A 24,498-nucleotide genomic window follows, 5' to 3' on the forward strand; every position below is an offset into this window, starting at 1 on the left:
TCACGGCCCGACCTCGTCAGCCTTTGAAGAATTGATTGGCCTTCTGGAACGGCATCGACCGGGAAGTGAAGCCGAAAGTCCCGTGTTGCTGGATTTCCTCGGCCGCGCGCAAGAACTCGCCATACGCTGCCAACGCCAGGGCCGAACCGACGCTGATGCGTTTGACGCCCATTTCACTCAACTGCGCCACCGTCAGCTTGAGCCCGCCGGACATCAACACATTCACCGGTTTCGGCGCCACGGCGCGGACCACCGCCAAGACTTCTTCAGCACTGCGCAGGCCCGGTGCGTAAAGCACGTCCGCGCCGGCCTCGGCGAACGCCTGCAAACGGCGAATGGTATCGTCGAGGTCTGGATTGCCGTGCAGAAAGTTCTCGGCACGGGCCGTCAACGTGAAGGGGAAAGGCAAACTGCGCGCCGCAGCGACGGCAGCTTCGATGCGCGCCACCGCATGCTCGAAGCAGTAGATGGGACCGTCCTCGCGCCCCGTGGCATCTTCGATCGAGCCGCCAACGGCACCAGCCTGGGCGGCCCGCAGAATACTTTGGGCGCACTCGGCGGGGTCGTCAGCGAAACCGTTTTCCAGATCGACCGCGACTGGCAGGTCGGTGGCCGCGACAATCGCTCGAACGTTCGCCAGGGTATCGTCGAGCGTCAACCCACCATCGGGGCGGCCCTGGGAAAAGGCGTAGCCGGCACTGGTCGTCGCCAGCGCCTCGAAGCCAAGGCTGGCGAGCATTTTCGCCGAGCCGGCGTCCCAGGGGTTGGGAATGACAAAAGCGCCCTCGCGTTCATGCAGTGCTTTGAACGCCTGGGCTCGAAGGGTTTGCGCATCCATTGGCAGACTCCTGAAAAAGGGAAAACCCGCTTCAGAGCAAGCCAAGTTGCTCGGCGGCGGGTTCTCTGTATAGCTCAGGCAGCGACGGCAAGCCAGGCAAACGTAACATCAGTTGTGCGTGAAAACGTTGAGCCAGTTTCGCCGCCAGCAGGTTATCGGCGGTGTGCAGGAAGATATACGGCGTGCGGCCCTCTTCGATCCAGACGGCGATTTTCTCGACCCACGGCACCAGGAACGGATCGTTGGCTTCAAGCTCCGGATGGCCGATGAAACGCACCTGCGGAAACTGAGTGAACGCCGCAGGGCGAGGCGGCACTCTGGGCTTTTTCGATTGAGCGTGGAGCACCGAAGGATCGGTCGAGGTACAGCTGAACAACGCGCGCGGATCGAGGCAAATGCGCTCGACACCGCGGTCCAGCAACAGGCGATTGAGCATTCGCTCGGCATCTCCCTTGGCAAAGAATTCGTCATGCCGCACTTCGACCGCCAAGGGCCGGTCCACCGCATCGATAAAGCCGGCCAGCTCGGACAATCGTTGAGGGGTGAAGCTTTTCGATAATTGCAGCCAGAGGGGAGAAACCCGCTCACCCAGAGGGCTGAGCAATTGCAGAAAGGTCTCGACGGCGGTCAGTTGTTCGCGCAGGTCACCGCTGTGGCTGATGTCGCCGGGGAACTTGGCGGTGAAGCGAAAGTGTTCGGGCATGGTCTGGGCCCAGCGCTGCACCGTAGCGGCAGCCGGGCTCGCGTAGAAGGTCGTATTGCCTTCCACGGCGTTGAATACTTGCGAATAAAGATTGAGAAACTCGGCGGGCCTGGCGTCTTGGGGATACAGGTATTCGCGCCAGGCGTTTTCACTCCAGGACGGGCAGCCGAGGTAATAAGGCAGCACCATCAGATGTACAGATCGAGACCCAGTACATCCGCATCCCAATCGACAAACGTGGCGGTGCTCAGGTAACTGGCCAGTGCCATCGCCACGCTTTTGCTCATGGCGCGGTGATAGATCATGTCTTGTTGACGCGCGGGGAGATTGCTCAGACGTTGCGCGGAGGCTTTAGCAGCGCGGGCGGCCAGTTGCTCTTCGGTAGGGAATTCCAGCTCGCCGTCGATATCGACGGAGTCGTCTTCCACCACCTGGCCTTTGCGAGGCTTGCGCTTGATCGGGTAGGACTGAGAGGAAACGCCGTCTATACGCATAAGTGCATGCTCGGTATCGATGATGGCAGTCTAGTGGCGCATAGCCCACTTCGCAAACCGCCGAGTGATAACTAGAACACATAAAAGCGAAAAGGTTTAAAAGCGCGGGTTAGAAATTGACGATTGGCGCTGGCTGGTAGACCGTCATCGCGGGCAAGCCCGCTCCCACAGGATCTCCGCGTACCCTGTGGGAGCGGGCTTGCCCGCGATTGGACCGGCTCGGTCTGGGAAATTAACGCGCTTTGGGCGTCGCGACTTTATCGCGCAAATAAACCGGCTGCGCCTGATCGGCCACGATCGCTTCACCGCGTTCCCAGGCGAAACGCGCCAGGGTCAGCAGGTCTTCGGCGTGGGGCAACATGCCCGCGTCCTGGCCGCTCAGGTTGATGGCAATACGCTCGGCATAACCCCAACCGGTACCCGCGCCGAACCACTCGCCGCTGGCATCGACCGGCAACGCGGCGGCTTCCGGAGGCAATACCGCTTCATTGCCCACCAGCCGCATCTCCCCCGCCGTTTCGCGGTAGCAGCCCCAATACACCTCATCCATGCGCGCATCGATGGCCGCCGCGACCTGGCTGACGCCGTGTTCGCGATAAGCCCGCTGGGCGAGCACGGCGAGATTGGAGACCGGCAATACCGGACGGTCCAGCGCAAACGCCAGCCCCTGCACCACGCCGATGGCGATGCGCACCCCGGTGAACGCGCCCGGCCCGCGACCGAACGCAATGGCATCGACCGCTTGCAGGGTGGTCCCGGCATCGGCCAGCAGTTGCTGGATCATCGGCAGCAGCTTCTGTGCATGCAGGCGCGGGATCACCTCGTAATGGCTCGTGACCTTGCCGTCATGCAGCAAAGCAACGGAGCAAGCTTCAGTCGCGGTGTCCAGGGCCAGCAAGGTGCTCATCGATGTATCCGTAAGAGAGGTCTGAAAAAGTGCGCCAGTATAAACAACTACGGCCCGCAAGCGGGCCGTAGAAGATGAAGCCGATCAGACTTTTCAGCTCAGTGCTTCAAGCACCTTGCCGGTAATCGTCTCAACCGAGCCGACACCCGGAATATGGCTGTACTTCGGCTTGCCTTGAGCAGCGGCCAGGCCTTGGTAGAACTCCACCAATGGTTTGGTCTGGGAGTGGTAGACCGACAGGCGATGACGCACGGTTTCTTCGGTGTCGTCCTTGCGCTGCACCAGCTCTTCACCGGTGATGTCGTCTTTGCCAGCGATTTTCGGCGGGTTGTAGACGGTGTGGTACACGCGGCCGCTGGCCTCGTGAACGCGACGACCGGCGATACGCTGAACGATTTCTTCGTCATCGACGGCGATTTCGACCACGTTGTCCAGTTCCACGCCAGCTTCTACCAACGCTTCAGCTTGCGGAATGGTGCGCGGGAAACCGTCGAACAGGAAACCGTTGGCACAGTCAGGCTGCGCGATACGGTCCTTGACCAGCGCGATGATCAGATCGTCGGAGACCAGACCACCGGCATCCATGATGCTTTTGGCTTTGACGCCCAGCTCGGTGCCGGCTTTTACCGCAGCACGCAGCATGTCGCCGGTAGAGATTTGCGGAATGCCGAATTTCTCGGTGATGAACTTAGCCTGAGTACCTTTACCGGCCCCGGGAGCTCCCAGCAGAATGACGCGCATTAGATGTGCTCCTCAATTTTTTATTTAGAATTACTTAAACAAAACAATGGATTCGCCTCGTAGGGCCAATCTCAAAAAATAGGGTCGTGACCGCCCAAACGGCCAAAGGCTGATCAAGATACACAGCAGGCCCTGCCCACACAAGCCGCCGAAAGTCGGAGAAACCTGCGCCGGACGAGCCCTTTTGAAGGGGTACCCCAAGTCGCAACCCCATCATTAACTGTCGCGTGACAGACCTTTTCAAGCGCTCGCCATCAGGCACTCGACGTTCGCACCGAGTGCCTGTTCCCTATGACGAAAACCTTAGCCGGTATTTCGCAAACCGGCGGCAATCCCCGCCACAGACACCAGCAACGCCTGTTCTACCGGGCTGCCCTGCGCCTCGTCCTGTTGCCGTGAACGGGCCAACAGTTCGGCCTGCAATAGATGTAGCGGGTCGAGGTAGGTGTTGCGCAAGCGGATGAATTCAAGGGTGTCTGGGCTATGTGCCAGCAGCTGAGACTGACCAGTCAACCCCAGGACCACCGAGCAAGCCTGCGACAATAGGTCGCGTAAATGCGCGCCCAAAGGGAGCAAATCCGGCTCGACCAGGCGCTCATCGTAAGACCGGGCAATATCGGCGTCGGCCTTGGCCAACACCATCTCCAGCATATCGATGCGGGTCCGGAAGAACGGCCATTGCTCACGCATTTGCCCCAACAACGCCCCTTCACCGCGCTCCAGCGCCTTGCTCAGCGCCGCTTCCCAGCCAAGCCAGGCTGGCAGCATCAGGCGCGTCTGGGTCCAGCCGAAAATCCACGGAATGGCCCGCAGGCTTTCAATGCCGCCAGCCCGGCGCTTGGCCGGACGGCTGCCCAACGGCAACCGTCCCAACTCCTGTTCCGGGGTGGACTGGCGGAAATACTCGACGAACTGCGGATTTTCCCGCACCACGGCGCGGTAAGCCTTGACCCCATCGGCGGCCAGTTCGTCCATCAAGTGGCGCCAGGCAGGCTCAGGGGGTGGCGGTGGCAGCAAGGTCGCTTCCAGCACCGCCGCCAGGTACAGATTGAGGTTTTGCTCGGCGATGTCCGGCAGGCCGAATTTGAAACGAATCATTTCCCCCTGCTCGGTGGTGCGGAAACGCCCCGCCACCGACCCCGGCGGCTGCGACAGAATCGCTGCGTGCGCCGGGCCGCCACCACGGCCCACGGTGCCGCCGCGACCGTGGAACAACAGCAGTTCCACTTGTTGCTCACGGCAGATGTCGACCAAACGCTCCTGCGCCCGATACTGCGCCCAAGCTGCCGCCGTGGTGCCGGCGTCCTTGGCCGAGTCCGAATAGCCGATCATCACTTCCTGTGGCCCTTGCAGGCGCGAGCGATAGCCGGGCAGCAGCAACAGTTTTTCAATCACCGGGCCCGCGTTGTCGAGGTCGGCGAGAGTTTCGAACAACGGCACCACGCGCATCGGCCGCAATACACCGGATTCTTTAAGCAGCAATTGCACAGCCAGCACGTCGGAAGCGGCGCCAGCCATGGAAATCACATACGAGCCGAGGGAGGCCCCCGGCGCGGCAGCGATTTCCCGGCACGTCGCCAGCACTTCGGCGGTGTCGGCAGACGGTTTGAAATACGCCGGCAGCAACGGCCGGCGATTGTTCAGCTCGCGCATCAGGAAGGCGATGCGCTCCTCTTCGCTCCAATCCTCATAACGGCCCAGGCCAAGGTAATCGGTGATTTCGGTCATGGCCGCGGTGTGACGCGAGGAGTCCTGTCGCACATCAAGGCGCACCAGAAACAGCCCGAATGTCACCGCACGGCGCAGGCAATCGAGCAACGGACCGTCGGCGATGACGCCCATGCCGCACTCATGCAGCGAGTGGTAGCACAGCTCCAGCGGGTCCAGCAGGTCGCGGTTGTTTTGCAGCACATCGGCGGACGCCGGCGTGGTGGCCGTCAGGGAGGCCTGGGCCCAGTTACGGGTCGCGCGCAGGCGTTCACGCAACTGTTTGAGTACCGCGCGGTAAGGCTCGGCGCTGTCGCCAGCCTTGGCTTTCAGGGCGTCGCTGGCCTGCTGCATCGACAACTCGGCGGCGAGGTGATCGACATCGCGCACATACAAATCGGCGGCCATCCAGCGTGCCAGCAGCAATACTTCGCGGGTCACGGCGGCGGTGACGTTCGGGTTGCCATCGCGGTCGCCGCCCATCCACGAAGCAAAGCGAATCGGCGCGGCTTCCAGTGGCAAGTGCAGGCCAGTGGCGGCATACAGGGCCTGATCGGCCTTGCGCAAATAGTTGGGAATCGCCTGCCACAGCGAATGCTCGATCACTGCAAAGCCCCACTTGGCTTCGTCCACCGGTGTCGGGCGGGTGCGGCGGATTTCTTCGGTGTGCCAGGCTTCGGCGATCAGGCGCTGCAACGTGGTCTTGATCTGTTCGCGCTCGGCGCTGGTCAGGTCGCGATGATCCTGCGCCGCCAGTTGCGCGGCGATCGCGTCGTACTTCTGGATCAGCGTGCGACGCGCCACTTCGGTAGGGTGCGCGGTCAATACCAGCTCGATGTCTACCCGGCCCAATTGGCGGGCCAGGGATTCGGCGTCATGGCCCGCAGTCAACAGGCGAGCGAGCAGCTCCGGCAACACGCGGGCCTCGAACGGCGCGGGTTGTGACTCTTCGCGGCGGTGAATCAGCTGATATTGCTCGGCGATATTGGCCAGGTTGAGGAACTGGTTGAACGCCCGCGCCACCGGCAGCAACTCGTCTTCGCTCAACTGGTTGAGGCTGGCGCTGAGTTCGGCGTCCATCGAACCGCGACGGTCAGCCTTGGCGCCTTTGCGGATCTGCTCGATCTTGTCGAGAAAGCCGTCCCCATACTGTTCACGAATGGTGTTACCCAACAGCTCACCCAACAGGTGAACGTCCTCGCGCAAGCGTGCATCAATATCAGTCATCAGCAGTTCTCCAGCGAAAATCCGGGCGGCTATGCTTTGGTATAAGAGGCTTTGAATAGAGAGTGCCGCTGTAAAGCGGTTCTTACAAGTAAGCGAAGGGGAACTGCAAACCCCAAACGTTGCAGCTAATCTCAACATCAAGCCGTACAACGGCTTACACCGGCCACCGCCGGACACTCACCCGGCCTGCCACGAGCAGGTGCGCAATGAGGTCATTATGAAAATCCGCGAGCTCGCCAAGCACTGGGAAGAAAACGCCAAGGGTCGCCTGACCGACTCTGGTTACACGATTCGTCTGGACGTGGAAGCCGCCGCACGGCTGGCGGCGATTATCGATATGTACCCCAAGCGGCACCCTGAAGAGCTGCTCGGAGAATTGATCGGCGCCGCCCTGGAAGAGCTCGAAGCGAGCTTTCCATATGTTAAAGGGTCGACAGTAGTCGCCACCGATGAAGAAGGCGATCCGCTGTACGAAGATGTCGGTCCGACCCCGCGTTTTCTCGCGTTGTCCCGTCGTCATTTGCACGATTTGTCGACCGAAAACGACAAGCCAAAACACTGACCCGACCAATTCAAACCTGTGGGAGCGAACCTGCTCGCTCCCACAGGAGTTGCACTTCCCTTCAATAATTGCGTATGTCCGATCATGCAAAAGGTCGGCAATCCCCCTGACATCGCGAAAGTTCCCGACCTTGAGCCTTGTCCGCCCGGTCAAGGTTTTTCCGGCGACAGGCCATTTTCTCTGAACTTTTAAAAAACGCCTCGGGTCAACCCAGTAACCACGCCTGGGACGGCCGTTTCAATATGCTCTGGAAATCGAAGGTTGCGGCTCCTTGCCCAGGATGGGTTCAGATGTTTTTCAGGAGTTATCCAATGGAGTTGAAAACCATGAAGACCAGCACTGCTTCATCCTCGTATACCCACCTGCGCGGTCTCAAACTGGCGGCCCTGGCCATCGGCAGCAGCCTGGTTCTGGCCGGATGCGCCGGCAACCCGCCGACCGAGCAATACGCCGTGACCCAATCGGCCGTGAACAGCGCCGTCAGCGCCGGTGGCACCGAATTCGCCGCGGTGGAAATGAAATCCGCTCAGGACAAACTCAAACAAGCCGAAATCGCCCTGCATGACAAAAAGTATGACGAGGCCAAGGTTCTGGCCGAGCAGGCCGAGTGGGACGCCCGAGTGGCAGAACGCAAAGCCCAGGCGATGAAAGCCGAACAAGCTGTAAAGGACTCACAGAAAGGTGTTCAGGAACTGCGTCAGGAAAGTCAGCGCACCGTGCAGTAAGCGCGCATCCCGACTTTCAGGCCTGACACTCTTATCGATAGAAAGGACGAACCACTATGCACAAACAATTGATGATACCCGCCCTCCTGGCCGCAAGCGTTGCACTGGCTGCCTGCTCCACACCGCCCAACACAAACCTGGAGCAAGCCCGCACCAACTACGCCGGCCTGCAAGCCAACCCGCAAGCCAGTAAAGTCGCGGCACTGGAGACCAAAGACGCCAGCGATTACCTGGACAAGGCCGACAAGGCTTACCAGGACAAGGAAGACCAGAACAAGGTTGACCAGCTGGCTTACCTGACCAATCAGCGCGTTGAAGTGGCGAAGCAGACCATTGCCCTGCGCACCGCCGAAAACAACCTGAAAAACGCCGCGGCTCAACGGGCCCAGGCGCGTCTGGATGCCCGCGACCAGCAGATCAAACAGCTGCAGGCCAGCCTCAACGCCAAGCAGACCGATCGCGGCACGTTGGTAACGTTCGGCGACGTGCTGTTCGCCACCAACAAGGCTGAGCTGAAATCCAACGGTCTGGTGAACATCAACAAACTGGCGCAGTTCCTTCAGGAAAACCCCGACCGTAAAGTGATTGTCGAAGGCTACACCGACAGCACCGGCGCGGCGTCGTACAACCAGTCGCTGTCCGAGCGCCGCGCGACGTCGGTTCAAGTGGCGCTGATCAAGATGGGTGTCGACCCGGCGCGCATCGTGGTCCAGGGTTATGGCAAGGAATACCCGGTGGCCGAAAATACCAGCGTTTCTGGCCGTGCGATGAACCGTCGGGTGGAAGTGACCATTTCCAATGACAACCAGCCGGTGATTCCGCGTTCGGCGGTCAGCTCTAACTGAGCTTCGTCTGAAACACAAAAGCCCCGTCTGATCGGATCAGGCGGGGCTTCTTATTGATCGAACACTTGTCCTGGGGCCAAGCAACCCTGTGGCGAGGGGGCTTGTCGGACCGCCGCACCGCCCCGTTCGGCTGCGAAGCAGTCGTGAAACCATCCCGCAAGGTGTACCTGACAAAACGCGAATGCAGGTTTTAGGGCCGCTTCGCGACCCAACGGGGGCAAGCCCCCTCGCCACAAGGGTTCATCTTTGCCAATGGAGGTGGGATTTTACTGTTCGAGTTTTTGCGGGGTTTCCTGGCCCATGCAGCGCACGGCTTTTTTCTTGTTGTTGACCAGTACGCCAGTCAAGCCTTTCTGTTCGGTGTCAAACATCACCAGCACGCCATCAATGCACTGCGCCACTTGCGCGGCCGGTTCCAGGGAGATTTTGTAGTCTTCGCCCGGCACGGTCTTGAGCATGGTGAAGTCGCTGAGCAGCAACGCATCCTCAGGTTTGGCGAAGTGCAGGTAACCGTACCACCACAAGGCTCCGACGGTGCCGAGGATGCTGCAAATACCGGTGATGATCAGCGGGATGGCGTTACGTTCTTCACTCATTGCGGACTCTCTGGTGGTTCATCTTCAGAATTCGGGGGTGCCGGGTAATTCGGGACTTCACCCAAGCGGCGCAGGCCATTGAAATGCTGCGGGTCTTCGAGGTAGCGCAGCATGACTTTACGCCAGACCGGATCGGCGAAGGTTTGCACATGCCCACCCCGGGTCAGTTGCAGCACTCGCGGCGGCGGCGCAGCTTGATACAGTCGGATACCGTTGGAAAGAGGCACCAGCTGATCATCGATACTGTGATAGATCAGTTTCGGTACGCCATTGAGCTGTGTCATGGAACGGATCGCACTGTCGCCATCCGGCACCAGCCAGGATAACGGCACCTGGAACGGCCAGGTCATCCATGACGTGCTCAGAGCGAAACGCCCGACATCGCGGTAACTGGCAGGCACGCCATCGAGCACGAAAGCCTTGAGTTGCCGCTGGCGCTCGGGATGCTGGGCCAGGTAATGCACGGCCATCGAACCGCCAAGGCTCTGACCGAGAAGGATCAACGGCTTGCCCTTGACCTCCGGCGCCTGGTCGAGCCATTTGAACGCGGCGTCGATGTCCTGGTAAATCGCCGGCAACGCCGGTTTACCTTCGGACAAACCATACCCGCGATAGTCCACCAGCAACACCTGATAGCCCTGCTTCGGCAACCACCAGCTTGCCCCCAGGTGCCACGCCAGGTTGCCGCCGTTACCGTGCAGATGCAGCACAGTGCCTTTGACTTCGACGCCTTTTTTCGCTGGCAGCCACCAGCCATGCAGCTTGAGGCCGTCGGCGGTGATCAGGGTGACGTCGCGATAGTCGAGCTTGGCTTTTTCCGGGGTGAACGGCTGACCGGGCTCGGGGTAAAACAGCAAAGAGTCGCAACCGCCGAGGGTCAGAAGCAGGCAGAAGATACCGAGGATTCTCATCCGGTGAAGCCTCGCAAGAATGGGGATGGAACAGAATCCCATGGCAATCAATTAACCTGTGGGATTCGTAGTTCACAAAATGTTGGAGTAATCCGCTTCGATCCGGTCCAGGCTCAGGTGGTTGAGGAAGTTGGAGAAGCACATCCACGCCGACAGCGCGTTCATGTCGCGGAATTGCTCGGGCAGGTACTTGGGCGGCACCACCAGGCCTTCGTCCACCAATTGGCGCAAGGTTCGCATGTCCTCCAGAGTGGTCTTGCCGCAGAACAACAGCGGTATCTGCTCCAGCTTGCCTTTACGCACGGCCAACTGAATGTAGTTGTAAACCATGATAAAGCCCTTGAGGTAGGACAAGTCTTTGGTAAATGGCAGGCCATTCGGCACCGAGCCGCGGAACACCCGACTGGCATTGCCGTAGCTTTCGGCCATTTCAAAGCCCTGAGCCCGGAAGAACTCAAAGATCTGCAAGAAGTCCGCGCCCTCCTCCACCATGTGAATGGCGCGGGTGCGATTGGTCAGTTTGCGTAGGCGGCTCGGGTAGGACGCAAAGGTGATGATTTCCATCAGGATCGCCAGGCCTTCCTGAGTCACGGTGGACGACGGCGGGCCTTTGGACAGGAACGTGCAGATCGGCTGATTCAGGCCGTTAAGCGTGGTGCCCACATGCACCAACCCTTCGTGGACTTCCAGCGCACGCACGTCACGATTGTTGAACATCGCGTCGGCGCGGATCTTGATGTAGTCGGCACCGGCCGCCGCGTCGGCGACGATCCCGTCGGACTCGAACACCCGAATGGTTTCCTCGGCCTCGCCAAACACCTTGTTCAACCGATGTTGCAGCAAGTCGACGGCTTCCTTGGCGGTGAGGACTTTCGGTTCGTCCTTGAGGTCGCCACGGCCGTCGATGTTGTTCAGGTAATCGGAGAGCATCAGCCCCAGGTCGGCCAACGTCGGGTCGCCGGCGTGAAACGCATCGGACGCCGCGCCGTACAACTCCTGGGAAATCAGCCCGAAATCCTCGGTGCCGCGCGCTTCGAGCATGCGCACCACCATGCGGTATTCCTTGCACATGCGACGCATGATCTGCCCGACCGGGTTGAACTGACCGAGTTGGCGGGTGATGTCGCGCTCGATGTTCTGGAATTCCAGCTTCACTTTGCTGGAGTCGAACGACAACGGTCGATTGAGGTAATAATCGCGGTCCACGGCCGGCATTTCCTTGCCCTTGCCCTTGAGGAACCCCTTGCGAATGCTGTCATCCCACTTGACCGCATCCAGAACGCGAATCGGCGTCTGCGCCAGCACTATGCGATCGGACAACATGCGTATCGTCTGCTGGTATTCGTCCACCCGAAACTCCTGTAGTAAACCGTTACGTGCTGGGTTTATTTGGTTTTGGCCAGGCGCTGATAACGCACCGCTTCGACGAAGACATCGGAATTGGCCGGGTCGTCGAGGTAGGCGAACACCTGATCCAGGCTGTTGTTGATCAACACCCCGTCGCCATCTTCAGTCTGAAAACCTTCGCCACTGAGGGCTTCTTGGCCCATGGCCTGCCTGATCTGCTCAAGGTCGAGGTTGTAGACCACCAATTCGTGCTTATCGTTGAGCTCGAACCCGGCGATGGTGAAATGCCCGCCAAACTGCACCGGCACCTTCGCCGACAGGTACCAGCGATTACCGTGGCGCGCCACCGTGAAAGGATAGGCTTCGCGCTCATGGGGTTTGGCCCTGAAGTAGCTGACCGCCTGGTAGCGATTGTCGCCGACACGTGTCAGTTCCAGGTTCATCGGCTCGCCCCAGGCGTTGGTGCTGGCCCATTTGCCGAGCAGCCCTTTGGGCGCGGGCTCGCTGGCGGGCAGCGGCTCCTTGAAGGTCGCCAGACAGCCACTGAGCAGCAGGAACGACAAGGCGATCACCACGACACGCCAGGCTTTCATTCAACACTCCCTATGAACACTAACCTCAAGTGAACACCGGCCCCTGTGGGGGCGAGCCTGCTCGCGATGGCAGTGTGTCAGGCAACAGAGATGTTGAATGTCAGACCGCCATCGCGAGCAAGCTCGCTCCCACAGGGGTTAGCCTCCACTCAGGGGTTACACCGACGCCAGTACCAAGTGCATGTAGCGGGTCAGGATACCGAGCATTTCCTCTTCGGCAACAGGCTCGGCATCGTTGAGCAGGCCCTGATATTCCATCCGTCCGACAATCGCCGTCAACACTTTGGCATCTTGTTGTGGCTCGCGGGAACCCAATACTTCGAAAAGCTGGCAGGTGCCCTGCAAGAGAATTTGCTGATGGGAACGCACCAACAACGCCAGACGCGGGTTGAGCAACGCTTCCTGGCGGAAGGCTTGCTCGGCCATCAAGTGCTCGCGGCGATTGATCAATTGCCGATGAACATAGTCAGCCATCAGCCGTGCGATATCGTCCGCCAGCTGTGAGCGGGATTCGGCGGTGCCATCACCGCTGACAACCATCTCGCGCAACAAGCCTTCGTTGCTGGCCCACAACCGGGCCATGTATGCCGCGCTGCGTTCCACGTACTGCGCAAAGGTATCGGTGAGCAGGTCATCGATGTCCTTGAAATAGTAGGTGGTGGCCGACAGCGGCACACAGGCCTCGGCAGCCACCGCACGATGGCGCACGGCCCGCACGCCATCGCGTACGACAATGCGCATCGCCGCGTCGAGAATATCCTGTCGACGCTGTTCGCTGCCCTGTCGGCTTGCCTTGCGGCCCTGGTACTGAACACTTTCAGCGACCGCAGTGGCGATATCCGCTGCACCTTCTTGAGCCATTGCACGATTCACGACAGGTATTCCTCTCTAACGTCAAAAGTAACCAATTGATACGTTTGTACCAGACAGGCAATAAAAAGCCGCCTGTTTTAGGCGGCTTTTTAATTGAAACATTTACGCTTGCGGACGCATGTGCGGGAACAGGATCACATCGCGGATCGACGGTGAGTTGGTCAGCAACATCACCAGACGGTCGATGCCGATCCCTTCACCGGCGGTCGGCGGCATGCCGTACTCCAGCGCACGAACGAAGTCGGCGTCGTAGTGCATGGCTTCATCGTCGCCAGCGTCCTTATCGGCCACCTGTGCCATGAAGCGCTCGGCCTGGTCTTCCGCGTCGTTCAACTCGGAGTAGGCGTTGGCGATTTCACGACCGCCAATGAACAGTTCGAAACGGTCGGTGACGTTCGGGTTCTCGTCGTTGCGACGGGCCAGCGGCGACACTTCGAACGGGTACTGGGTAATGAAGTGCGGCTGTTCCAGCTTGTGCTCGACCAGCTCTTCGAAAATCATCACCTGCAGTTTGCCCAGGCCTTCGAAGCCGAGCACCTTGGCGCCGGCCTTCTTGGCGATGGCGCGGGCCTTGTCGATGTCGTTCAGGTCATAGGCCGTCAGGTCCGGGTTGTACTTGAGGATCGAGTCGAACACCGACAGACGCACGAAAGGTTCGCCGAAGTGGAACACTTTGTCGCCGTAAGGCACGTCGGTGCTGCCCAGAACCAGTTGCGCCAGTTCGCGGAACAGTTCCTCGGTCAGGTCCATGTTGTCTTCGTAATCGGCGTGGGCCTGGTAGAACTCGAGCATGGTGAACTCGGGGTTGTGCCGGGTGGAAACGCCTTCGTTACGGAAGTTGCGGTTGATCTCGAAGACTTTCTCGAAGCCACCGACAACCAGACGCTTGAGGTACAGCTCTGGCGCGATACGCAGGAACATTTGCATGTCCAGCGCGTTGTGGTGAGTTTCGAACGGCTTGGCCGCCGCGCCACCCGGAATGGTTTGCAGCATCGGCGTTTCCACTTCCAGGAAGTCACGCTTCATCAGGAAGCTGCGGATGTGCGCAATCACTTGCGAACGCACGCGGAAGGTCTGGCGCACGTCTTCGTTGACGATCAGGTCGACGTAACGCTGGCGGTAGCGCTGCTCGGTGTCGGACAGGCCGTGGTGCTTGTCTGGCAGCGGGCGCAGGGATTTGGTCAGCAGGCGCACGTTGGTCATTTCAACGTACAGGTCGCCCTTGCCGGAACGGGCCAGGGTGCCTTCGGCGGCAATGATGTCGCCCAGGTCCCAGGTTTTCACCGCGGCCAGGGTTTCTTCGGACAAGGTTTTACGGTTGACGTAAACCTGGATGCGCCCGGACATGTCCTGGATCACCATGAACGAGCCACGGTTGAGCATGAGACGACCAGCCACCTTGACCGGGATCGCAGCCTCTGCCAGCTCTTCCTTGGTCTTGTCCGCGTACTTCTTCTGCAAATCTTCGCAGTAGGCGTCGCGGCGGAAGTCGTTGGGGAAGGCCTGGCCCTTGGCGCGCTCGGCAGCAAGCTTTTCCTTGCGCAGGGCGATCAGGGAGTTTTCTTCCTGTTGCAGGGCTTGCGGGTCGAGTTGTAGGTCGCTCATGTCTTTAAATATTCCATCAGGTTCGTTGCCCCCGGCTGTCTGCCGGGGTTCGCGGGCAAGCCAAGCGCCTACAGGATCGTGCAGATCCTGTAGGGCGGGCCTTAAAGCCCTTGTTTCAGGCTGGCCACCAGGTATTCGTCGATGTCGCCGTCGAGCACCTTGTCGCAGTCGCTGCGTTCGATGTTGGTCCGCAGATCCTTGATCCGCGAGGCATCGAGCACGTACGAACGGATCTGGTGACCCCAGCCGATGTCCGACTTGGTGTCTTCCAGAGCCTGGGAAGCGGCATTGCGCTTCTGCACTTCCTGCTCGTACAAGCGCGCCCGCAACATTTTCATCGCGGTGTCTTTGTTGGCGTGCTGGGAGCGTTCGTTCTGGCAGCTGACCACGGTGTTGGTCGGTACGTGAGTAATCCGTACGGCCGAGTCGGTGGTGTTTACGTGCTGACCACCGGCACCGGAGGAGCGGTAGGTGTCGATACGCAGGTCCGACGGGTTGATGTCGATTTCGATGTTGTCATCGATTTCCGGCGACACGAACACGGCCGAGAACGAGGTGTGACGACGGTTGCCGGAGTCGAACGGGCTCTTGCGCACCAGACGGTGCACGCCGATTTCGGTACGCAGCCAGCCAAAGGCGTACTCGCCCTTGATGTGCACGGTCGCGCCTTTGATACCGGCGACTTCACCGGCCGACAATTCCATGATGGTCGCGTCGAAACCGCGTTTATCCGCCCAGCGCAGGTACATGCGCAGCAGGATGTTGGCCCAGTCCTGGGCCTCGGTACCGCCGGAGCCGGCCTGGATGTCCAGGTAGGCGTTGTTGGCGTCCATTTCACCGCTGAACATGCGACGGAATTCGAGTTTTTCCAGGGACTCGCGCAGGCGCTCGACTTCGGCAGCCACGTCATCGACGGCGCCCTGGTCTTCTTCTTCGGCAGCCATCTGCAACAAGTCTTTGGCGTCAGCCAGGCCGGTGTGCATTTCGTCGAGGGTTTCGACGATCTGAGCCAGCTGGGACCGCTCGCGGCCCAGTTCCTGAGCGTACGACGGGTTGTTCCAGACATTCGGATCTTCAAGCTCGCGATTGACTTCGGTCAGACGCTCATGCTTTTGATCGTAGTCAAAGATACCCCCGAATAGTTTCGGAGCGCTCGGACAGGTCCTTGATACTGTTAAGGATCGGGTTGATTTCCATGGCGGGCAGCACTCGTTGGCGAACTTTTGAAAGCCGGCGAGTATAACGTAATCAAGCTGTCACGGCAGCCCGCCTGGCGGCTTTAGCGGCGAATGAACTTTATGGCTCATTCAATTCCCACCTGATTACGCCCATTGTTCTTCGCCAGGTACAGCCCCTTGTCCGCCGCCGAGATCAATTGCCGGCAATCGCTGCCCGCCTGCGGGATCATGGTCGACAGGCCGATGCTGATGGTCAGGCACGAACCTTCGGACGGGAAAATGTGCGGAATCTTCAACCCGGCCACGGTCTGGCGCAGTTTTTCCGCCACTATCCGCGCACCGCCCGGCGAGGTGTTGGGCAGGACCAGGACGAACTCTTCGCCGCCGTAACGGGCCGGCAGGTCCGATGGCCTGGCGCTGGCGTCGCGAATCGCCGTGGCGACTTTGCGCAGGGCTTCATCGCCTTCAAGGTGGCCAAAACTGTCGTTGTAGGACTTGAAATAGTCGACATCGATCATCAGCAACGACAATTGCGTCTGGTCTCGCAACGAGCGCCGCCACTCCAGTTCCAGGTATTCGTCGAAGTGTCGGCGGTTCGACAGCCCGGTCAGGCCGTCGGAGTTCATCAAGCGTTGCAGCACCAGGTTGGTATCGAGCAATTGCTGCTGGCTCACGCGCAAGGCGCGGTACGCCGCGTCACGCTGCAACAGGGTCATGTAGGAGCGCGAGTGATAGCGGATGCGCGCCACCAGTTCGATGTTGTCCGGCAGCTTGACCAGGTAATCGTTGGCCCCGGCGGCAAACGCCGCGCTTTTGATCAGCGGGTCTTCCTTGGTCGACAGGACAATGATCGGAATGTCCTTGGTTGCCGGGTGATTACGGTATTCGCGCACCAGGCTCAAGCCGTCGAGGCCGGGCATGACCAGGTCCTGAAGGATCACCGTCGGCTTGATGCGGATCGCCTGGGCGATGGCCTGGTGCGGGTCGGCGCAGAAGTGGAAGTCGATGTTTTCTTCGTTCGACAGCCCACGGCGCACCGCCTCGCCGATCATCGCCTGATCGTCCACCAACAACACCATGGCGGCGTTTTCGTCGGTTTTGAAGTCGTCGAGCTGTAATTCATTCATGTGCGGTTACCTGAGTACTGCTTGGGCCACGATTGCTGCTAATGATAGTCATTTTTGAAAAATCTCCAGCAATCGTGGCGCTATCTTGTCCAGTGGGCGGATTTCCACGGCAGCGTCGATGGCTGCGGCCGCCTTGGGCATTCCGTACACGGCACTGCTGTTCTGGTCCTGAGCGATGGTCAGGTAGCCCTGTTGGCGCATGAGTTTAAGTCCCTGGGCACCGTCGCGCCCCATACCGGTCAGCAGAACACCCACGGCATCACCGCTCCAGTAACTGGCCACACTCTCGAAAAACACATCGATCGAAGGCCGATAGATCTCGTTGACCGGTTCGGTGGTGTAGGCCAGCGTGCCGTTCTTCAGCAGGCGAATATGATGGTTGGTGCCGGCCAGCAGGACCGTGCCGCTTTGCGGCGGTTCGCCTTCCTGGGCCAGGCGCACGTCCAGGCCGCAGGCGCTGGCCAGCCATTCGGCCATGCCGGCGGCGAATACCTGATCCACATGCTGGACCAGCACGATGGCCGCCGAAAAATCCCGTGGCAGCCCCTTGAGCAGCACTTCCAGCGCCGCCGGCCCGCCGGCGGATGAACCGATCGCCACCAGGCGCTGGCGCGAGGCCGAGTGGCGGTGCGGGCTCGGTGCCGATCGCTCCCGATTGCTGTGGTCACCGATCAACCAGCCAATGTTGAGGATCTTGCGCAATAACGGCGCGGCGGCTTCCTGAGCATTGCCGGCCCCGATAGCCGGGGTATCAACCACATCCAGCGCGCCGTAGCCCATGGCTTCGAACACCCGGTGCACGTTCTGCTGGCGGTCGACGGTGACGATAACGATCGCGCACGGGGTCTCGGCCATGATCCGCCGGGTCGCTTCCACGCCGTCCATCAACGGCATGATCAAGTCCATCAGGATCAGATCCGGGGTGTATTCGGCGCAACGTTGCACCGCTTCGGCCCCGTTGCCGGCGACCCAGACCACCTCGTGCGCCGGTTCGAACGCCAGAGCGCGGCGCAAAGCCTCCACGGCCATGGGCATATCGTTGACAATGGCGATTTTCATGCGCGCGCCCCTCCAATGAGCTCAACGACTGCATCCAGTAAGGCGTCATCATGAAAACTGGCCTTGGCTAGATAATAGTCGGCGCCGGCGTCCAGTCCACGACGACGATCTTCTTCGCGGTCCTTGTAGGACACCACCATCACCGGCAGCGATTGCAGGCGATTGTCGCGACGCAATAAAGACACCAGCTCGATGCCGTCCATGCGCGGCATGTCGATGTCGGTAATCAGCAGATCGAAATCCTCCGAACGCAGAGCATTCCAGCCATCCATACCGTCCACCGCCACGGCGACGTCGTAGCCGCGATTGAGCAGCAACTTGCGCTGCAACTCACGCACGGTCAGCGAGTCGTCTACCACCAGGATCCGTTTACGCGCTGCTTCGACGGCCTGATTGGCATGCCGGGCAATGCGCTCCAGACGCCCGGTATTGAGCAGTTTGTCCACCGAACGCAGCATGTCTTCGACGTCGACGATCAGCACCACCGAGCCGTCGTCGAGCAGGGCCCCGGCGGAAATGTCCTGTACCTTGCCCAGACGTTCGTCCAGCGGCAGCACCACCAGCGTTCGCTCGCCGATAAACCGCTCGACCGCCACCCCGTAAATCGCCTCGCGCTCGCGGATGACCACGACTTTGAGGGTCTGCGCGCTGTTCTGGCTCGCCGGGCGATGCAACAGCTGACTGGCGGCGACCAGCCCGACATGTCGGCCTTCGTACCAGAAGTGCTGCCGGCCTTCGACTTGCACGATGTCTTCCGGCGCCAGGTCGCACATGCGCTCGATGTGCGCCAGCGGGAAGGCATACGCCTCATCACCGACTTCCACCACCAGACTGCGCACCACCGACAGCGTCAGCGGCACTTCCAGATGAAAGCGACTGCCCTCACCCGCTGTTTGCTCCAGCACCACGGCACCGCGCAACTGCCGAACCATGTGCTGAACCGCATCCAGGCCAACGCCGCGCCCGGACACTTCGGTAACCGTGTCGCGCAGGCTGAAACCCGGCAGAAACAGGAACGTCAGCAGCTCTTCTTCGCTCAACTGAGCGGCAGTCTCGGCCGGGGATAACTGCCGCTCGACGATAGTGCGGCGGACCTTTTCCAGGTCGACGCCATTGCCGTCATCGCTCAGTTCCAGCACCAGCAGACCAGCCTGATGGGAGGCTCGCAAACGGATCACGCCTTCCTCCGGCTTGCCGGCCAACAGCCGTTGTTCCCGAGTTTCGATGCCGTGATCCACCGCATTGCGCAGCAAGTGTGTCAGCGGCGCTTCGAGTTTTTCCAGTACGTCGCGGTCGACTTGGGTCTTGTCGCCCTCGATCTCCAGCCGCACCTGTTTGCCCAGATTGCGGCCAAGGTCGCGGACCATGCGCACTTGCCCGCTCAGCACGTCGGCGAACGGCCGCATGCGACAGGCCAGCGCGGTGTCATACAACACCTGTGCGCGCTGGCTGGCGTGCCAGGCGAACTCGTCCAGCTCAGCGTTTTTTTCCACCAGCAATTGTTGGGATTCGGCCAGCAATCGGCGCGCATCGCCCAGCGCTTCCTGGGCCTCGAGGCTCAGGACATGGCCCTTGAGATGGACGTTGAGGCTTTCCAGCGCCCGCAGACCATTGCTCTGCATACGTTTGAGGCGCTGCATGGTGGCCAGGTGCGGCTTGAGGCGCTGGGTTTCCACCAGGGATTTACTCGACAGGTCGAGCAGGCTGTTCAAGCGCTCGGCCGTGACGCGCAATACGCGCTCGCCAGTGTCGGTGGCGCGCCTGGTCTTGGACGCAGGCTCGGCGGGCGCAGCCTGGGGTGCTTCGACGGGTGCTTCGGCGGCAGGAACGGGCGACTCGACCCTGGGTGTCGGCGGTTCGGGCTGAAGTTCTGCCATCGGCGGCACGATGGGGGCAACCGTCGCCATGTGTTCAAGCAGCCGTCCCATCAAGACGACATAAGCGTCGATATCCGCAGGCGCCGGTGCGTTGTCCGGCGTCGCAATCCGCATCAGCAGATCGGTGCCTTGTAACAGTGCATCAATGTGTTCGGGCCGCAGGTACAGGCGCCCTTCCTGGGCGCTGACCAGATAATCTTCCATCACATGAGCAACGCTGACCCCGGCATCGACGCCGACAATTCGCGCCGCGCCTTTGAGCGAATGGGCCGCGCGCATGCACGACTCAAGATAATCGGCCTGGGTCGGATCGCGCTCAAGCGCCAGCAGACCGGCGCTCAGCACCAGGGTCTGGGCCTCGGCTTCCATGCTGAACAGTTCCAGCAAAGAGGCGTCACGCATTTGGTCGGGGGTCATGTGAGGCTCCGGGTCACGGCAGACAGCAGCTGCTCTTCATCCAGCCAACGCAGGCTGCGACCTTTGAATTGCAAGACGCCACGGGTGTATTTGGCGCTGGCCTGGCTGCCGGACTGAGAGGCCGCATCGAGAATGCGCTCATCAATGGCGTGAATCCCGTCCACTTCGTCCACCGGCACCACGACCGACCCACCGTGGGCCGCGATGATCAGCATCCGCGGCGTCACCCGCGCACCGGGTGCCACGCCACTGGTGTCGTCGAGCCCCAACAGCTCCACCAGCGACAGACACGCCACCAAGGCACCGCGCACATTCGCCACGCCGAGCAACGCCCGGGAGCGCTGGTGCGGCAAGGAGTGAATCGCTTGCAGCGGCGCCACTTCGACCAGGCTGCGGGTGGCCAGGCCCAGCCACTCTTCACCGAGGCGAAACATCAGCAGCGAACGGGTTTTCACCTCGCTCTCGGCCGCCCTGGAGATTCGCCCGCGGTCGCCCTGCTGCAAGGCGTAACGGTCGAGCAAGCGCGTGGCGGCAGCCGAATACACCGCGCAATTGCGGCAATGAATGTGCTCGCTCAGCAGCGGGCAGGACTGGTCGCCGTGGATACCGATGCGGTTCCAGCAGTCGTCGATGGCCTGGGCATCTTCATGGGTGACGCTCAAGGTGTCGGAGGCGTTCATCGTTTACGCTCACTGTCAGCGGCGCGCTCGCTGCGGGCGGCGCGGGCCTGCAATCTTCTGGCACCCGCCGTGTCGCCCTGGGATTGCAGCAAGGCAGCCAGGTGCATCAACGCGTCGGGGTGTTGCGGTTCGAGGTACAACGCCTTGCGATAAAAACCCTGGGCTTCCAAGGCACTGCCGGCGACATCGCTGAGCAGCCCCAGCCAATAGAACACTTGGGCCACCGGCTCGTGACTGCGCAAATAACGTTCGCACGCGGCGCGGGCCTCGGCACTTTTGCCTTCGTTGGCCAGCGCGGCGATATTCGCCAGCAACGTGGCGGCGTCCGAAGAGGTCGCGTCTGAAGGGGTGGCGGTAGCCTGAGGCATCGACACGACCGTCGCAAAAGGCCGACTGCGCACTGGCGGCGGAGTCACGCTGCGCACCGGTTGCTGCACTGGCAGCGACATCGGCGCGAAGGTCGCAAGCGGCTCGGGCGTACTCTGACGACTGAAGGCAAACGACTGCGGGATACCGATCGAGCGCATGCCGAAACGGCCGAGCAGACTGCCCTCCGCCGGGCCGATAAACAGCACACCGTCGACGTGGGTCAGGCGCTTGAGCACCTCGAACACTTGCTGCTGGGTCGGCTGGTCGAAATAAATCAGCAGGTTGCGACAGAACACGAAGTCATAGGGCGGCTCGTTGACCAGCAAGGTCGGATCCAGCAGGTTACCGACCTGTAAACGCACCTGTTCCAGCACGCGTCCGCTGAGGCGATAGTTATCGTGTTCAGCGGTGAAATGGCGCTCGCGAAACTCGATGTCCTGGCCACGAAACGAATTTTTGCCGTACAGCGCGAGCCTGGCCTTTTCCACCGACAGTGGGCTGACGTCCATGCCGTCGACCTTGAACTGGTGCGGCGCCAGCCCGGCATCGAGCAGGGCCATGGCGATGGAATACGGTTCTTCACCGGTGGAACACGGCAGGCTGAGAATCCGCAGGGCGCGCATGTTGTTGATCGCCGCCAGCCGCTTGACTGCCAGCTTCGCCAGCGTGGCGAAGGATTCCGGGTAACGGAAAAACCAGGTTTCGGGAACGATCACCGCTTCAATCAGCGCCTGCTGTTCGTCACGCGAGCCCAGCAACGTGTGCCAGTACTCATCGGGTGTCAACGCCCGAGCCGCCGTGATGCGCTGGCGCACCGCGCGCTCGATGATCGCCGGGCCGACCGAGCCTACATCCAGGCCGATACGCTCCTTGAGGAAATCGAAAAACCGTTGATCGCTGCTCATCCCTGCTCCTCAAACTGCGCCAGGTCCAGCGGCGGCGAGGGAAACAATAAGGCGCGAACCTGTGCATCCAGTAAATCGGCAATCCGTACCCATTGCAGCAGCCCCTGGGCATCTTCGCGCACCGGGCCGAGGTACGGCGCCTGGCGATTGTCCAGGCCATAAGGCTGAAAGTCCGCCGGGTTGCAGCGCAATGTGTCGGTTACCTGTTCCAGAATCAACCCGAGCAATTGTGCGGGCGTCGCTTCGTCCGGCCGATAGTGCACCAACACCAGCCGCGTGCTGGTGCGGGCCTGGGCCGGCTGGCCAAACGTCAGCGCGCTGAGGTCGATCACCGGCACCACCGCGCCGCGATAGGCGAACACCCCCGCCACCCAGTCCGGCGCCCGGGGAATGGGCTTCAACGGCAGTTGCGGCAACACTTCGGCCACCTCGATGGCCTGCAAGGCGTAGCGCTCGTTGCCGATGCGGAACACCAGAAACAACGAATGCTTCGCCGGCATCGCCGCACCGCGCCTGGCCGTAAGTTCGCTCATCAGACTTTGAATCGCGAGACACCGCCACGCAGCCCCACGGCCACCTGGCTCAGTTCGTCGATGGCGAAACTGGCCTGGCGCAGGGACTCAACCGTCTGGCTGCTGGCATCGCCCAGCTGCACCAGCGCGTGGTTGATCTGCTCGGCGCCGGTGGCCTGGGCCTGCATGCCTTCGTTGACCATCAACACCCGTGGCGCCAGCGCCTGAACCTGATGAATGATCTGCGACAACTGCTCGCCCACCTGCTGCACCTCGGACATGCCGCGGCGTACTTCCTCCGAGAACTTGTCCATGCCCATGACCCCGGCCGACACCGCCGACTGGATCTCGCGCACCATCTGCTCGATGTCGTAGGTGGCCACCGCCGTCTGGTCTGCCAGACGCCGCACTTCGGTGGCGACCACGGAAAATCCGCGACCATACTCGCCGGCCTTCTCGGCTTCGATCGCAGCGTTCAGGGACAACAGGTTGGTCTGGTCGGCGACTTTGACGATGGTCACCACGACCTGATTGATGTTGCCGGCCTTCTCGTTGAGGATCGCCAGTTTGGCGTTCACCAGATCTGCCGCGCCCATCACCGAGTGCATGGTGTCTTCCATGCGCGCCAGGCCTTGCTGACCAGAACCGGCCAGCACCGAAGCCTGGTCGGCGGCGGTGGAAACTTCGGTCATGGTGCGCACCAAGTCACGCGAGGTGGCGGCAATTTCCCGCGAGGTAGCACCGATTTCGGTGGTGGTGGCCGCGGTTTCGGTGGCGGTGGCCTGTTGCTGCTTGGAGGTCGCGGCGATTTCCGTGACCGACGTGGTGACCTGTACCGAGGAGCGCTGGGCCTGGGACACCAACGAGGTGAGTTCGGTCATCATGGCGTTGAAGCCGGTTTCCACCGCACCGAACTCATCCTTGCGATCCAGATCCAGGCGATTGCTGAGATCGCCGGTGCGCATGACTTCGAGGATATCCACAATGCGATTCATCGGCGCCATGATCGCGCGCATCAACAGCAGGCCGCAGAGGCCGGCGACGATGATTGCCACCAGCAAAGAGACGCCCATGCTGATTTTGGCGGCCGTCACCGCGTCACTGATGGCCAGCGTGGATTTTTCAGCCAGGTCGTGATTATTTTCAAGAAGGCTGTTCAACTGCTTGCGCCCATTGATCCAGGCCGGCGTAAGTTTTTGCTCCAGGGCAAGCACCGCCTGGTCGTACTCTTTGCGCTGATAGAGATCGATAACGTTGGTCATTTCTTTGTTGTAGAGCTGATGACGCACTTCGAACTCGTCGAACAGGACCTGATCGTCCTGCGTGAAAATGGTTTTGCGGTAGTTGGCTATTTGCTCGTTCAAACGCTCTTCGAAGCTTTTGTACATGGTCTGGTCGGCGACGGTCATTTCGCGACGTCCGGAAAGGCCGACAATCTGTTGGGTGAGGTTAAAACTGTCGACCCACGCGCCGCGGATCATCGAACTGAAATACACCCCGGGGACCGCATCGGTGCGGACTGTTTCTGCGTCGGCGTCGATCTTCATCAGCCGAGAAAAAGACACCACGACCATCAGCAGCATGATCGCAATAATCACCGCAAAACTCGCCAAAATGCGTTGGCGCAACGTCCAGTTCTTCACAGTCAGTCCTCGATGCGGGTCAAATTGCGAGGGAGTATAGCCGAGGGCGATGTTTCA

23 protein-coding genes are annotated in these 24,498 nt (G+C 60.8%); 3 read left to right on the forward strand and 20 right to left on the reverse strand.

The window, feature by feature from the left end:
* Positions 1-16: 16 nt before the first annotated feature.
* The 6 genes from J3D54_RS02815 to ppc all read right to left on the reverse strand — a co-directional run bounded on the left by J3D54_RS02815 (position 17) and on the right by ppc (position 6,617).
* Entirely contained in the window at positions 17-838 is an 822-nt protein-coding gene (locus J3D54_RS02815; protein WP_253416610.1) for an oxaloacetate decarboxylase, read from the reverse strand.
* Between the two features lie 31 nt (positions 839-869).
* Positions 870-1,730: a DUF72 domain-containing protein gene (locus J3D54_RS02820; RefSeq protein WP_253416611.1), complete on the reverse strand. Its 861-nt coding sequence runs from the start codon at positions 1,728-1,730 to the stop codon at positions 870-872.
* The gene (locus tag J3D54_RS02825) at positions 1,730-2,035 is read right to left on the reverse strand and encodes a hypothetical protein (RefSeq protein WP_253416612.1); all 306 of its coding nucleotides are present in this window, start codon (positions 2,033-2,035) and stop codon (positions 1,730-1,732) included. The genes J3D54_RS02820 and J3D54_RS02825 overlap by 1 nt, the downstream gene beginning before the upstream one ends.
* Before the next feature lie 232 nt (positions 2,036-2,267).
* Positions 2,268-2,942 (reverse strand): tRNA (adenosine(37)-N6)-threonylcarbamoyltransferase complex dimerization subunit type 1 TsaB, encoded by a 675-nt coding sequence (gene tsaB, locus J3D54_RS02830; protein WP_253416613.1) that lies wholly within the window; start codon positions 2,940-2,942, stop codon positions 2,268-2,270.
* A 93-nt stretch (positions 2,943-3,035) separates the two neighbouring features.
* On the reverse strand, positions 3,036-3,683 hold the full coding sequence (gene adk / locus J3D54_RS02835) for an adenylate kinase (RefSeq protein ID WP_007940185.1): 648 nt from the start codon (positions 3,681-3,683) through the stop codon (positions 3,036-3,038).
* 303 nt (positions 3,684-3,986) lie between these two features.
* Entirely contained in the window at positions 3,987-6,617 is a 2,631-nt protein-coding gene (ppc, locus tag J3D54_RS02840; protein ID WP_253416614.1) for a phosphoenolpyruvate carboxylase, read from the reverse strand.
* Positions 6,618-6,834: 217 nt separating this feature from the next.
* On the opposite strand from ppc, the gene J3D54_RS02845 reads away from it, so the two are divergent.
* The 3 genes from J3D54_RS02845 (at position 6,835) to J3D54_RS02855 (ending at position 8,749) form a co-directional block, all read left to right on the forward strand.
* Positions 6,835-7,179, forward strand: coding sequence for a hypothetical protein (locus tag J3D54_RS02845; RefSeq protein ID WP_064616254.1), 345 nt, complete (start codon positions 6,835-6,837; stop codon positions 7,177-7,179).
* A gap of 311 nt (positions 7,180-7,490) precedes the next feature.
* Entirely contained in the window at positions 7,491-7,904 is a 414-nt protein-coding gene (locus tag J3D54_RS02850) for a DUF4398 domain-containing protein (RefSeq protein ID WP_253416615.1), read from the forward strand.
* 56 nt (positions 7,905-7,960) lie between these two features.
* Positions 7,961-8,749 carry an OmpA family protein gene (locus J3D54_RS02855; RefSeq protein ID WP_253416616.1) on the forward strand — a complete coding sequence of 263 codons (789 nt, stop codon included), beginning with the start codon at positions 7,961-7,963 and terminating at the stop codon, positions 8,747-8,749.
* A 266-nt stretch (positions 8,750-9,015) separates the two neighbouring features.
* Here J3D54_RS02855 and J3D54_RS02860 read toward each other — a convergent pair whose 3' ends face one another.
* The 14 genes from J3D54_RS02860 to J3D54_RS02925 form a co-directional block, all read right to left on the reverse strand.
* Positions 9,016-9,345, reverse strand: a complete 330-nt coding sequence (locus J3D54_RS02860; RefSeq protein WP_007940182.1) for a hypothetical protein — start codon at positions 9,343-9,345, stop codon at positions 9,016-9,018.
* Positions 9,342-10,256, reverse strand: a complete 915-nt coding sequence (locus J3D54_RS02865) for an alpha/beta hydrolase (protein ID WP_253416617.1) — start codon at positions 10,254-10,256, stop codon at positions 9,342-9,344. The genes J3D54_RS02860 and J3D54_RS02865 overlap by 4 nt, the downstream gene beginning before the upstream one ends.
* A 72-nt stretch (positions 10,257-10,328) precedes the next feature.
* Complete coding sequence (locus tag J3D54_RS02870; protein WP_253426476.1) at positions 10,329-11,579, reverse strand: flavohemoglobin expression-modulating QEGLA motif protein; 1,251 nt, start codon at positions 11,577-11,579, stop codon at positions 10,329-10,331.
* A 62-nt stretch (positions 11,580-11,641) separates the two neighbouring features.
* Positions 11,642-12,196 carry a hypothetical protein gene (locus tag J3D54_RS02875; protein WP_253416618.1) on the reverse strand — a complete coding sequence of 185 codons (555 nt, stop codon included), beginning with the start codon at positions 12,194-12,196 and terminating at the stop codon, positions 11,642-11,644.
* Positions 12,197-12,352: 156 nt separating this feature from the next.
* Positions 12,353-13,069: a TetR/AcrR family transcriptional regulator gene (locus J3D54_RS02880; RefSeq protein ID WP_253416619.1), complete on the reverse strand. Its 717-nt coding sequence runs from the start codon at positions 13,067-13,069 to the stop codon at positions 12,353-12,355.
* A gap of 102 nt (positions 13,070-13,171) precedes the next feature.
* Positions 13,172-14,674 carry a lysine--tRNA ligase gene (lysS, locus tag J3D54_RS02885; protein WP_253416620.1) on the reverse strand — a complete coding sequence of 501 codons (1,503 nt, stop codon included), beginning with the start codon at positions 14,672-14,674 and terminating at the stop codon, positions 13,172-13,174.
* Between the two features lie 101 nt (positions 14,675-14,775).
* Positions 14,776-15,871 (reverse strand): peptide chain release factor 2 gene (gene prfB, locus J3D54_RS02890; protein ID WP_105344905.1). Its coding sequence is split into 2 segments (ribosomal slippage): positions 14,776-15,798 and positions 15,800-15,871, totalling 1,095 coding nucleotides; the frame shifts between segments, so codons are not numbered across the junction.
* A gap of 106 nt (positions 15,872-15,977) precedes the next feature.
* Positions 15,978-16,979 carry a PleD family two-component system response regulator gene (locus J3D54_RS02895; protein WP_253416621.1) on the reverse strand — a complete coding sequence of 334 codons (1,002 nt, stop codon included), beginning with the start codon at positions 16,977-16,979 and terminating at the stop codon, positions 15,978-15,980.
* 48 nt (positions 16,980-17,027) lie between these two features.
* Positions 17,028-18,038, reverse strand: coding sequence for a chemotaxis response regulator protein-glutamate methylesterase (locus tag J3D54_RS02900; RefSeq protein WP_253416622.1), 1,011 nt, complete (start codon positions 18,036-18,038; stop codon positions 17,028-17,030).
* Positions 18,035-20,332: a hybrid sensor histidine kinase/response regulator gene (locus J3D54_RS02905; RefSeq protein WP_253416623.1), complete on the reverse strand. Its 2,298-nt coding sequence runs from the start codon at positions 20,330-20,332 to the stop codon at positions 18,035-18,037. Before J3D54_RS02905 ends, J3D54_RS02900 begins: the two co-directional genes overlap by 4 nt.
* Complete coding sequence (locus tag J3D54_RS02910) at positions 20,329-21,012, reverse strand: chemotaxis protein CheW (protein ID WP_253416624.1); 684 nt, start codon at positions 21,010-21,012, stop codon at positions 20,329-20,331. Before J3D54_RS02910 ends, J3D54_RS02905 begins: the two co-directional genes overlap by 4 nt.
* Positions 21,009-22,286, reverse strand: a complete 1,278-nt coding sequence (locus J3D54_RS02915) for a protein-glutamate O-methyltransferase CheR (RefSeq protein ID WP_253416625.1) — start codon at positions 22,284-22,286, stop codon at positions 21,009-21,011. The genes J3D54_RS02910 and J3D54_RS02915 overlap by 4 nt, the downstream gene beginning before the upstream one ends.
* Entirely contained in the window at positions 22,283-22,819 is a 537-nt protein-coding gene (locus J3D54_RS02920; protein WP_253416626.1) for a chemotaxis protein CheW, read from the reverse strand. Before J3D54_RS02920 ends, J3D54_RS02915 begins: the two co-directional genes overlap by 4 nt.
* Complete coding sequence (locus J3D54_RS02925; protein WP_253416627.1) at positions 22,819-24,441, reverse strand: methyl-accepting chemotaxis protein; 1,623 nt, start codon at positions 24,439-24,441, stop codon at positions 22,819-22,821. Before J3D54_RS02925 ends, J3D54_RS02920 begins: the two co-directional genes overlap by 1 nt.
* Positions 24,442-24,498: the final 57 nt, after the last annotated feature.

This window comes from Pseudomonas sp. GGS8 (genome assembly GCF_024168645.1).
Classification (GTDB): domain Bacteria; phylum Pseudomonadota; class Gammaproteobacteria; order Pseudomonadales; family Pseudomonadaceae; genus Aquipseudomonas.